This window comes from Oscillatoria salina IIICB1 (assembly GCF_020144665.1).
In the GTDB taxonomy this organism is placed as follows: domain Bacteria; phylum Cyanobacteriota; class Cyanobacteriia; order Cyanobacteriales; family SIO1D9; genus IIICB1.
In genome coordinates this window covers 1-11,879 of record NZ_JAAHBQ010000108.1, presented here as the reverse complement: position 1 = coordinate 11,879, position 11,879 = coordinate 1, and the positions used below count along the sequence as shown (strand labels likewise).

7 protein-coding genes are annotated in these 11,879 nt (G+C 42.3%); 5 read left to right on the top strand and 2 right to left on the bottom strand.

The window, feature by feature from the left end; genetic code table 11:
- The 3 genes from G3T18_RS22565 to G3T18_RS22555 form a co-directional block, all read left to right on the top strand.
- A partial coding sequence (locus G3T18_RS22565; RefSeq protein WP_224412850.1) for a beta-ketoacyl synthase N-terminal-like domain-containing protein occupies positions 1–749 on the top strand: 749 nt, incomplete at its 5' end.
- A 158-nt stretch (positions 750–907) separates the two neighbouring features.
- Positions 908–4,741 carry an amino acid adenylation domain-containing protein gene (locus tag G3T18_RS22560; RefSeq protein ID WP_224412849.1) on the top strand — a complete coding sequence of 1,278 codons (3,834 nt, stop codon included), beginning with the start codon at positions 908–910 and terminating at the stop codon, positions 4,739–4,741.
- Between the two features lie 262 nt (positions 4,742–5,003).
- Complete coding sequence (locus G3T18_RS22555) at positions 5,004–5,435, top strand: cytochrome P450 (protein ID WP_224412848.1); 432 nt, start codon at positions 5,004–5,006, stop codon at positions 5,433–5,435.
- 163 nt (positions 5,436–5,598) lie between these two features.
- On the opposite strand, the gene G3T18_RS22550 is transcribed toward G3T18_RS22555, so the two are convergent.
- Positions 5,599–8,403, bottom strand: coding sequence for a UPF0182 family membrane protein (locus G3T18_RS22550; RefSeq protein WP_224412847.1), 2,805 nt, complete (start codon positions 8,401–8,403; stop codon positions 5,599–5,601).
- 242 nt (positions 8,404–8,645) lie between these two features.
- Between G3T18_RS22550 and G3T18_RS22545 the strand changes: the two genes are divergently transcribed.
- Both G3T18_RS22545 and G3T18_RS22540 read left to right on the top strand, forming a co-directional pair.
- Positions 8,646–10,670, top strand: a complete 2,025-nt coding sequence (locus G3T18_RS22545; RefSeq protein ID WP_224412846.1) for a hypothetical protein — start codon at positions 8,646–8,648, stop codon at positions 10,668–10,670.
- A gap of 38 nt (positions 10,671–10,708) precedes the next feature.
- The gene (locus tag G3T18_RS22540) at positions 10,709–11,470 is read left to right on the top strand and encodes a Uma2 family endonuclease (RefSeq protein ID WP_397333987.1); all 762 of its coding nucleotides are present in this window, start codon (positions 10,709–10,711) and stop codon (positions 11,468–11,470) included.
- A 17-nt stretch (positions 11,471–11,487) separates the two neighbouring features.
- Here G3T18_RS22540 and G3T18_RS22535 read toward each other — a convergent pair.
- The coding region (locus tag G3T18_RS22535; protein ID WP_224412845.1) for a hypothetical protein at positions 11,488–11,879 on the bottom strand (392 nt) is incomplete at its 5' end.

Below are 11,879 nucleotides of genomic sequence, written 5' to 3'. Positions count from 1 at the left end.
TATTAATCATGGAAGAAAATCTCAATTCAATTGCCATCGTCGGTTTAGCTGGACGCTTTCCAAAAGCCAAAAATCTCGAAGAATTTTGGCAAAATCTTCGGGATGGAGTCGCAGGAAGAACGGAATTTTCTCGGGCCGAACTCAGCGATCGCATCGCACCCGATCTCCTTGAAAATCGAGACTACGTTCCGGCAAGCTATATGCTCGAGGATATTGAATGGTTTGACGCGCATTTTTTCAACTTCACCCCCAGAGAGGCAGAAATTACCGACCCCCAGCACCGCGTCCTCCTCGAATGTGCTTGGGAAGCCCTCGAAACTGCCAATGTCGTTCCCGATCGCTTTGACGGGGCGATCGGGGTTTTTGCCGGAGCCGATCTCAATACTTATCTACTGTTTAATTTAGCCGATCGCAAGCCTTTAAATACTCAAAATTATTTTGAGATGTCTGTTGCCAATGATAAAGATTATTTAGCGACAAAAATTTCTTATAAATTGAATTTAACTGGTCCGAGCCTGACGGTACAAAGTGCTTGTTCGACTTCTTTAGTGGCCGTTCATTTAGCCTGTCAAAATCTTTTAGACTATCAATGCGATCTGGCTCTCGCAGGAGGGGTTTCCATTACCGTTCCCCAAGAACGAGGCTATCTCTATCAAGAAGGGGGTGCATTATCCTCCGATGGCTATTGTCGCGCCTTTGATGCCAAAGCCGGAGGAACCGTCGGGGGAAATGGAGTTGGTTTGGTATAGCAACCGCCAGGGCGGTTGCTATACCAAACCAACTCAAGGAACGCAAGACGGAAATTCTGGATTTTTTACGCCGTCAAATTGCCCTCGATACCATTGTTCCCCAACCCAAGTCGCGCGATCAACCTTTTCCCCTAACGGACATTCAGCAAGCCTACTGGTTGGGTCGTCAGGAGGGATTAGAATTAGGGGGGATTTCTGCCCACATCTACTGGGAAATCGAAACCCGAGACATTGCAGTAGAAGCGCTAGAACGGGCATGGCAGCGTCTCATCGATCGCCACGATATGTTGCGGGCGATTATTGAAGAGAACGGACAGCAGCGTATTTTAGAGAGCGTTCCTCCTTATCGCATCGCCGTCGCGGACGTGCGAGGAGAAAACCCAGCTACCCAAACCGCATTTTTCCAGCAAGCGCTCGTCCAACCGGAACAGACGGCAGTTATTGCAGGCGATCGCGTTCTCACCTATGGCGAATTGCGCGATCGCGTCCTTACTCTCGCTCATCAACTGCGAAACAAAGGAGCAAAACCCGATCGAAAAGTTGCCGTGGTGATGGAAAGGGGATGGGAACAAGTCGTCGCTACTTTAGCCATTCTCACCGCAGGGGCGGCTTATGTCCCGATCGATCCCGAACTGCCCGACGAACGGCGATCGTATCTCTTAGCCGAAGCGAAGGTTTGCGGGATTCTCACTCAATCGAAGTTGGAAAACGCCCTTCACTGGCCGGAAAATATCGAACGCTTTTGGGTTGATGCGATCGCTCCCGATCCATCCTGCTCGATGTTACATCCCCAACAAACGGTAACAAATCTCGCTTATGTTATTTATACTTCCGGTTCGACGGGTAAGCCGAAAGGAGTCGCGATCGAGCATCGCGGGGCAGTCAATACCATTCTCGATATCAATCGCCGTTTTGGGGTGACGGCGGAAGACCGAGTGTTAGCGGTTTCTTCTCTTAGTTTCGATCTCTCGGTCTACGATATTTTCGGAACCTTGGCTGCGGGGGGAACAATTGTCGCGATCGCCCCTCAAACCAGCAAAGATCCGTCTCATTGGGCAGAACTCATTCAAGAGCATCGGATCACCCTCTGGAACTCAGTACCCGCCCTCATGCAGATGCTTCTCGACTATACCGCATCTCGTTCCGATTTGGAGCTATCGTCGTTGCGTTTGATTCTTTTAAGTGGCGATTGGATTCCCCTCACTTTACCCGATCGCATACACGCTGCGACGGGAGGGCAGGTCATTAGTTTGGGAGGGGCAACAGAAGCCTCAATTTGGTCGATTTTCTATCCCATTGAAAACGTCGATCCGACTTGGAAAAGCATTCCCTACGGTCGTCCTTTAGCTAACCAGCGTTTTTATGTCTTGGATGAAGCCCTCGAACCCCGTCCGGTTTGGGTACCGGGACAATTGTACATCGGGGGCATCGGATTAGCGCGGGAATATTGGCATAATGAGGAAAAAACGGCGGCTAACTTGATCCGACATCCGAAAACAGGAGAACGACTGTATAAAACGGGAGATTTTGGGCGCTATTTACCCAATGGCAATATTGAGTTTCTCGGACGGGAAGATTTTCAAGTAAAAATCAATGGCTATCGCATCGAATTAGGGGAAATTGAATCGGCACTGCTTCAACATTCCTCGGTTAAAGAAGCCGTTATTTTAGCTGTTGGAGACTCGCAAGAAAACAAACACCTTGCTGCTTATATTATTCCTCAAAAAAAGGAAAATTTGAGCGAAACAGAGGAAGAAATGGCACTCTGGCAAACTGTTGTGGAAGGGGGGAAACAACGATCGCGAGAACGGTCTTGGCATCTCAATCGCCCTACTTTTGAACAACTCTGGGAAGGACAGAATCAACGCTATATTCTCTCGGTTTGTTTGGCTTTCGATCGACTGGGCATTTATCGATCGCCTGGAGAAACTTACGCGATTGAAGAAATTCTCGATCGATGCCAAATTATTCCTCGCTATCGCAAGTGGTTATCTCGCGCTCTTCAAGAATTGGCTAACGCTGGATTGTTGAAACAAGAAAGCAATCGCTTTACCAATATTACTCCATTATGGGAGCAAGCAAAATCCCTCTTTTCGCCAACACTTAGCAATTGCCCAATCTCTGAAACTTGGCTCGATCTCCTCCCCAACAAACCCGATGAAGCCTTAGCCGATATTCTTGTTGAAAAGATTCATTCAGCAGAATTGTATGTCTCCGATACAACCCTAAAGATTTACGGAGAAATCTTCGCCGATTGTAATGCGATCGCAGCCGAAATTCTCGAGTCTTTTGTTAAATCATTTGACGGCGATCGGCCTATTCGCATACTTGAAATTGGTGCAGGATATGGAACAACCGCCGCACATTTATTACCGTTACTCCCTCGCGATCGCGCCACCTATTATTTTACCGATATTTCGCATTTCTTTTTACAAAAAGCAAGGGAAAGATTTGGGGAATATTCTTTCATTCGTTATTGTCTTCTCGATATTGAAAAATCACCACAACAACAAGGTTATAATTTACACGAGTTCGATCTCGTTGTTGCTGCAACCGTTCTACACAATACTCGCAACCTCAAAGAAACACTAGACTGGACGCGATCGCTTCTCGCTCCCAACGGCTTACTTTTGGCGATTGAAAAGACTCAATTTCATCCTTGGTTCGATCTAAACATGGGACTGCAACAGGGATTTGAACGCTTTGAGGATTTTGAACTGCGATCGGTACATCCTGTCTTATCCAAAGAACAATGGCAAACTTTACTGTCGAGACAAGGATTTAGCGAAAGTCTCTTTTTTAATCCTCCCAATTCAATTCGCGATCGCATCGGTTTCGATGTTTTTCTCGCTCGCAATTCGCCATCTACAACAGTCTTTAATCCTCATACGCTGGGTGATTATTTAAGTCAAAAACTCCCAGCTTATATGCTCCCTTCATCCTATACTTGTTTGGATACTATTCCTCTCACTAGCAACGGAAAACTCGATCGCAAACAATTACCAAAGCCAGATATAGAAAGCGATCGAAATTCTCAAAAATATATCGAACCGCAAACTCAAACAGAGAAATTACTCGCTCGAATGTGGTCGGAAATCTTACAGGTTGAAACTATCGGTATTAAAGACAACTTTTTTGAAATTGGTGGTGATTCTTTACTTAATATCCAAGTGGTTGCTCGTGCCAATGAATGCAATTTAGAACTCAAACCCCAATATATCTTTCAGCATCCAACTATTGGCGAACTCGCATCTTTCTTAGACAAATCATCTGTAAACACTCAGGATATCGATTTCAGTCCTCCCATTGCCATTAAACCAAGCGGTTCTAAAAATCCTCTTTTTTGCATTCATTCTTCGACGGGAAGCGGGAGTTCTTTTATTGAAATGGCTCGATATTTCGATCCCGAACGTCCCTTATATGCCTTACAATCTCGAGGGTTTGATGGTGAATCTACCCGGCTTTCAACCATTGAAGAAATGGCAGCAGTTTACATTAAAGCCATACAAACCCTTCAACCCAAAGCCCCCTATTATTTATGCGGTTGGTCGATGGGAGGAATCGTTGCTTTCGAGATGGCACGACAACTGCAACAAAACAACCTTAAAGTTGAATTTCTTGGCTTAATTGATATTATGGCAAACGATCGCGATCGGCAACTCGAATTACTGAGTCAAGCGCATCCAAACGCCGATCTAACTCTAAAAAATGTTTCTCCAGAAAGGCAAGAATTTATTGCTAATTTGAGTAAGGTTAATATAAGAGCAATGCTACTTTATCAATTGCAGCAATATCCGGGAAAAGTAACGCTTTTAAAAGCACAGGAGCAACCCGAAAAAATGCCCAATTCTAGGACATTTGGCTGGGATAAATACGTTTTAGGAGAATTGGAAGTGCAAGAAATACCGGGAAATCATTTCTCAATGATGAATCTTCCTCATGTTCGAGTTTTATCTCAACAGATCGGCGATCGTTTATCAAAATTTCCATAATATTATGATAAAATTCATCATAAATTTTGACTATTTTGGGTAAACAAATTGCTGCGTTTGCGATTGAATGTAATCAATAAAATATAAATTTTATACCCTTTTTCTATGTCGGTATTATGGGTAGCTCTATCTATCTGGTTTTGCGAATTAATTCTACAACTTAAAAGGTAAAAAAACTTCAACAAGCGTTCTTTCTTAACGAATAAACTCGAAGCCATTTTTAAATCCTTCATTATTTCTTATCATCATTTGGAATCCAATTATGAAACTACCTCAAGGTCCCAACACTCCCAAATTATTTGAACTTATGCAAATGGGTAGTAATGCCTATGACTATCTCGATCGCCGCGCTCGTCAGTACGGAGATTGCTTTCGGATAGGCAGTGCTAAAGAACCTACTGTTTTCTTCAGCCATCCCGAAGCGATCGAAGCAATTTTTACCGCAGATAATGTCCGCTATTACGAAGAAAAACCCAATATCGAAGTTCGGAACTTCTTTGAATTTTTACTCGGAGAAACAGCTTTTCAGGACACGAGTCCAGCCAATCTCAAACGCGGTCGCCAATTATTAAGAACGGTTTTCACGGGAGGCTTATTAAAAAGTGCTTCTATGGGAACTTGTATGCAGCGTTACGGACAACTCATTTGCTTTGAAAAAAGTGCAAGGGTCGTTTTTGGTATTACAAGGCATTAGGGCGCGATCGCGTATCATCTATAGGGCAATATAGGGTGAGATCCGATCTTCAAAGAATAATGGTGCTTGCACTCTTGGCTTCTCAAATAAGGCTCAAATACCTATGCTGTAAGGACTTTGACATTTGTTCAGCAAGCCCTAGTTAATCAAACTAATTTAAGCATTATTGACTGAGACTTGGTGTAGACTCTACTTCTCGATTTAATTGCTCTAAAATTGTTTCCAATTTATCACTCAAACGTCCATATTCTGTCCAATTTCCTGCTTGTGCGGCTTCTTGTGCTTGACGGAATGTTTGTAATGCAGCTTCAGTTAAATTTCCTGGTGTCGGAATTGCTCTTATATCTGTTGGTAATTCTTCTCTTTGTGCTTGTTCGTTGCCGAAAATTGCCGCTAAAGCTCGGTCTAAAGATGTTTCCATAACGATATCTTGATTATAAGCGACAATGACTCGTTTTAACTCAGGTAATTCGCCTTCGGTTGCACGTAAATAAATTGGTTGCACGTACAAGATAGATTCTTCAATGGGAATGACTAATAAATCACCGCGAATTACATTTGAACCTTCTTGACTCCAGAGAGTTAATTGTTCGGAGATTTGCGGATTTTGGTTAATTCTGGCTTCAATTTGTCCGGGACCATAAATTAACTCTTGTTTGGGGAATTCATATAACAAAGCTGTCCCATAATTTTCGCCATCGGAACGCGCTGCCATCCATGCTACCATGTTATCTTTATTCACAGGAGTAAAGGGCATAATTAAGACAAATTCTTCACCTGCTCCGGCTTCGGGAAGACGCATTATTAAGTAATAAGGTTCAATCAGTCTTTCTTCTTCCTGGAAAACTGCTTCTGGAAAGCGCCAAAGGTCTTCTTGATTGTAAAATACTTCGGGGTCGGTCATGTGATAGGAAAGATACATTTGCGCTTGAATTTGATAAAGATTGAGTGGATAGCGAAAATGATCTATAAGTTCGTCGGAAATTGTTTCTGGGGAGTGAAAGAGTTGCGGAAATATTTTTTTGTAAGTAGCTAAAACCGGATCTTCATCATCAATAGCTAAAAATTCGATTGTCCCATCGTAAGCATCAACTACTACTTTAACTGAATTACGCACGTAGTTAAAATCACCGCTTTGAAGTTGGTTCTCGTTATCAGTTTCTAAGATAATTTGTGCGTTCTCAATTTCTGAAACTGGTTCTGAATAAGGATAGCGATCGCTAACTGTGTAAGCATCGATTAACCATTTTAATTTTCCGTCGATTAAGGTGATATAAGGGTCACTATCAAAGCGTAAAAATGGCGCAATTTTAGTAATTCTCTCTTCGATATTGCGATAATAATGAATGTGAGATTCGGGGGTGAAGTAGTTAGAAATTAATACCTTTAGATTGCCCAAATCGTAAGCGTAGACTAGCCTCCGCCAAAGAGTATTCATTGGTACGCCACCAATCCCTTCATAAAAATTAGAGGCATTTTCATCACCTAAAGGATAATCAAATTCCGGTGTACTTGTATTAGTAAAAATGTAGTTGTCTGTTTCTTCACCGTAATAAATTCTTGGCTGAGAAACTTGCAAATTCACTGTAGATTCGGGAGGGATATTTTTAATAAATAGTTCGGGTAAGCCTTCGGGAGTAACTTTATTTACCGGACTCATAACTAACCCATAGCCATGAGTATACTTCAGATGTTTGTTAACCCAAGTACGTGCCCTAGTTGGTACTCGATCGTAGTCAAGTTCGCGCGGTGCTAACATTACTTGTCGGTAATTGCCATTTAAGGTGTAGCGGTCAATATCTAGGTCGCTAAATTTATAGTAAAGACGAATTTCTTGTAGTTGTCGATAGGTACTTAATAAAGGTCGATAGTCCCAAAGACGAATGTTGCGGAGAGTTGCCTGGTGTTCGTCTAAATCTTCGCGAGTTAAAGTAGGATTCGCAGGATATTGTTTAGTTTGGATACTGTCAAGGTCGTATGCTTGTCTGGTATAAGCAATGTTATATTGGAGGTAAGGTTTTTCTTTGGATAATTCGTTGGGTTCGACGATAAACTGTTGTTGAAAACTAGGGTAGATACCTCTAATGAAAACTAAAGCCAGGAGATAGATTACTAAACCGTAGCCTGGTAAAGCGATGCTTTTTTGTCGGAGAGAAACGAGTAATAAAATTGCTTCTGCGATCGCCAAAAACATCATCAACCAGAGATAATGAGTAATCGCGTGAGTGTCGGTATAACCTGCACCATAAACGACACCACCGCTAGTGTACAGTAAATCGTAGCGTCCTAGCCAAAAACCCACTGCAAATAAAATAGCGATCGCGGCGAGTAAGATGCTTAAATGTGTCTTGGGTTTACCAGAAATAATATACTTCCAATTACCTATTTCCGGATCGATACTTCCTTTGAGCAAATAAATAGGAGCAGAAACTAAAAATCCCGATAAAAATAGCATTAATAACCAATTCTGGATACCTTGGTAAAAAGGTAGCTGAAAAACATAAAAACCGATGTCTCGTTCGTAAATTGGATCGGTGGTATTAAAATCAGTAGCGTGGATAAATTTGAGAATTGTTTCCCAACCATCGATACTCGCACCTGCGGCAGTGAAAGCTAAAATAAAGATGAAAAAAGCCGCAATAAAGTTAGGAAAATTTTTCGCATATAACTCAAATTCTGTTCCCTCTAACAAACGAAAACCAGAATTTTGAGTAATCCGCATCGCGAGAGCGTAATTAAACCAGAGAAAAATAGAGTAAACTAGAAAAGTACCGAGCCAAACCAGCGATCGCGCTTTGAGAATTTTCCAGAAAACTTCCGAGTAGTTAACCGCCTCAAACCACCAAGCTTCGGTAAGTAAATGTGCGATCGTTCCTGCCGGAAGTAGTACCAGAAACAGAATTAACAGCACAAAGACAGTGATTCTGGTATACGGGCTGGGGCTTTTGCGAGGGGTTGTGCTTCTCACGGGCAAACTTTTACCTTGACAAATCGGCTGTTTCGATTGTAATCAATTTCGCTTCAGTGGGGACTGGTGATTGGGGATTGGGGATTGAGGATTAGGGAAATGAGAGAAATTGGCAAAATCTAGATCGATTGGAGTAATTGAACGATAAACTGATAACTAACAACTGGTAAATGCGGGTACGCGATAACTGATAACTGATGACTGATAACTGATGACTGATAACTGATAACTGATAACTGATTATGTCTTCCCCTCCTGAAACTCCTTATAAAAGCCGTTTGTTCAATTTCCTCAATCGCCAATACTTACGCACTAACACCCGCGTAACGGCTACGGTGCGACACGCTAAGGTTGCGGCAATTTGGGGAGTGCAGATACTTCTTTACCCAATTTATTTGTTGGTGCAAACGGGACGAGTTGCGGGATACATCCTCAAACACACCGTCGAGTCTTCGCAGTTACCGGAAGGAAAACCAAAGACTCATGGGGTGAAGACTCCACCAACCACAGATACTCCGATTAAAAAAGTGTTGCAAACGGTTGAACCTTTGTTAACAACTTCGGTGGAGTTGCAACCGCAAAAAATGAACTTACCGACGGAATTACAAGAAGTAGCGGTTAGTGCGAAAGAAAGTCGTCCTCAAGTTGTAGCTGTAGCGACTTTACTGGAAACGCGCAATTTGGTTTTGGTAACAAAAGAAAATCAAATTATTGACTTTCTAAGTGCCGAACAACAGCATGAATTAGAACGACGAATTCGTTGGGAAATTGCGGAATTATGGCGGTATCGGCGTTTAATTCGGGAAGCGAAAAAATTTCCCGGACGTTTACCTAAATCTAAGGTTAGTAATTTCTATGTTTTACCGCCAGTGCGAATGTTTTGGCAAGCAATGCGCTGGGTACAAACAAGCGCGGTAGCTAGTGCAATCGATATTTTTTCGGAATCAACTTTGGTGCGGAATGTTGCACCTACGTCAGATTATATAGAACTAGATAATAGTAGTAAAACTCCTCAACTGCGATCGCGTCTTGTCTTATCTCGTCTCGATGAAACTGTTGCTAGTTGGGAAAGCCAACCGCTACAATCAACAAAAACTTTGGTAAGTAAAACTGGCGAGTTTTTTGGCGATGTTTATCACGATTTAAGGATTTTTTGGGGCGGAAGTGCTAATAATACAACAAAATACGATCGCAATTCTCGCAGCGAACCTTTACCTTTAGAAGATTTACTTCGCGCGGCAATTGATTATTTTTTCGGAAGAAATCACGGTCAATCTTTGTCGTCAAATAATTCTCAACCAGCTTTACTTCCTAGGGAAGAAGTAGATAAGTTACAATTACCTGGGGCGGAAACTGAGAAACCTAAATCGATCTCTGGTGTCTTTCATTTAAGATTAGCCCCAGTTTCTAAATTAGCTCATGCGGTTAGCGATCGCCTAACGATCGCGGGACAATTTCGGATTACAATTTGGGCAAATAAAAGCGATCGTCTCCAATCAACAAATCCTCCTAATGCAGAATTACGCGAACCCGATCCTTTTCGGATTGAAATGTTACTTCGCGCTGCTGTCGATTACTTTTTTGGCAAAAATTCCTCTTCATCTTTACCAACAAATAACCATTCCCCAATAGCTATTTCTGGCAAAGAGCGCGAAAATAATCTTAGCCCTTCTTTATCTGCTGCTGAAACTGAAGATCCTTGGTTAGTTTGGCAGGATTTATTCTCGGAAATTGAATCAGAATCAACTCCCTCTACACTCACCAGCCCTTCCCATACCACAGAATTACCCGCCAGTCAAGGATCGCAAGAAACATTTTCTAGTAGTTCTAGTTCGATCTTCGATCGCCTCAAGCAACGTCTCAACCAAGAATCAAACTCAGAACCTACTCAGCCAACTATTAGCACACAAAAGGCAAAAACTCAAGCAAAAGTAGAGAAAATTAAGCAAATAACCGAACCTCAACTACCAGAAATTGAGGACGAACTATCCGCAGCAGAAACCAGAAACACCTACGCCCTCACGCCTAATATTGCCACCTCAGTGTATCCCAGAGCAAGAAAAGGGCGAGAAGCCATCAGCCACGTAGACGAAGAAGATAAATACCTCGAAAACCAACAAGACTGGGTGGAAACCGAAGCAACCCACGTCGGTTATGTGAAGCATCCCTTAGAAAAAGTCCTCGAAGCCCTTGACAGCTTTATGTTATGGCTAGAAGAATTAGTCGTAGATATTTGGCGATCGCTACGGGATTTATTTTCTCGTTAAGTTAACCTAAAAATAAAGGTATTTGGGAGAATAGTACCGTGTCCGTACCCACAACTGAAAATCAACAACAGACAAATATTCCTGTTGATGAGTGGCAACCTGAAATGCCGCCAGAAGACCTAATTTTTGACGACGGAGAACCCTTGGAAACTAATCGCCATCGCATCGCCATGAACATTTTAATCCAATCTTTGCAACAAGCTTGGAGAGAACGCGAAGATTATTTTGTCGGCGGTAATATGTTCGTTTACTACAGTCGTACCCAAGCGAAAAATCGTGATTTCAAAGGACCCGATTTTTTCGTAGTTTTGAATGTTGATGGTAGTCAAACTCGCCAAGGTTGGGTAGCTTGGGACGAAAATGGACGTTATCCTGACGTAATTGTGGAACTAATGTCTGCTTCGACAGCGAATGCAGATTTGGGTGAAAAAAAGGAAATTTACCAAAACATTTTTCGGACGAGAAATTACTTCGTTTATGACCCATTCAATCCTAATTCTTTACAAGGATGGAATTTAGGTACTAATTTAGTTTACCAACCATTAACTCCTAACGAACAAGGCTGGTTATGGTGTGAAGTATTAGGCTTTTGGTTAGGAACTTGGGACGGAACAATTCAACGAGAAACTGCTTCTTGGTTGAGATTTTACGATGCAGAAGGTAATTTGGTTTTCTTACCAGAAGAAGCGGAACGTCAACGGGCGGAAACTGAACGTCAACGGGCGGAAACTGAACGTCAACGGGCGGAACGTTTAGCCGCAAGGTTGCGAGAGTTAGGCGAAAATCCTGATAATTTGTAAAGATTTTATCTAGGAGTTTAGAAATTTTCCCAATAATATTTTTCTTCTAAATAAACATTCCGGAGCAATTTTAATGCTGTTTCTGCTAAAGCAAATTTAATTATCGCTACAATCTCGCCCCAGCGATACATCTCAGTCAATGATTTAGCTTCGCGGAATTTTTGCTGATAGAATTTTACCCAAAATGAAGGCGCTTGATAACAATTTTTTCGCCAACGTTTGCGCCAAATTCGGATATCTTTTAAATCCGGCTTTTCTACGCCTAAAATTGGTGGTAAGTCGGCATAGCCAACAAATGTACTAATTCCTTTCCCGACCACATGGATGACGTAGCGCCAACATTGAACGCGATATATCTGTTCTGGTTTAAGATTGATTGACTGCTCCCCTCCCTCCGCGTTGCTAAAGG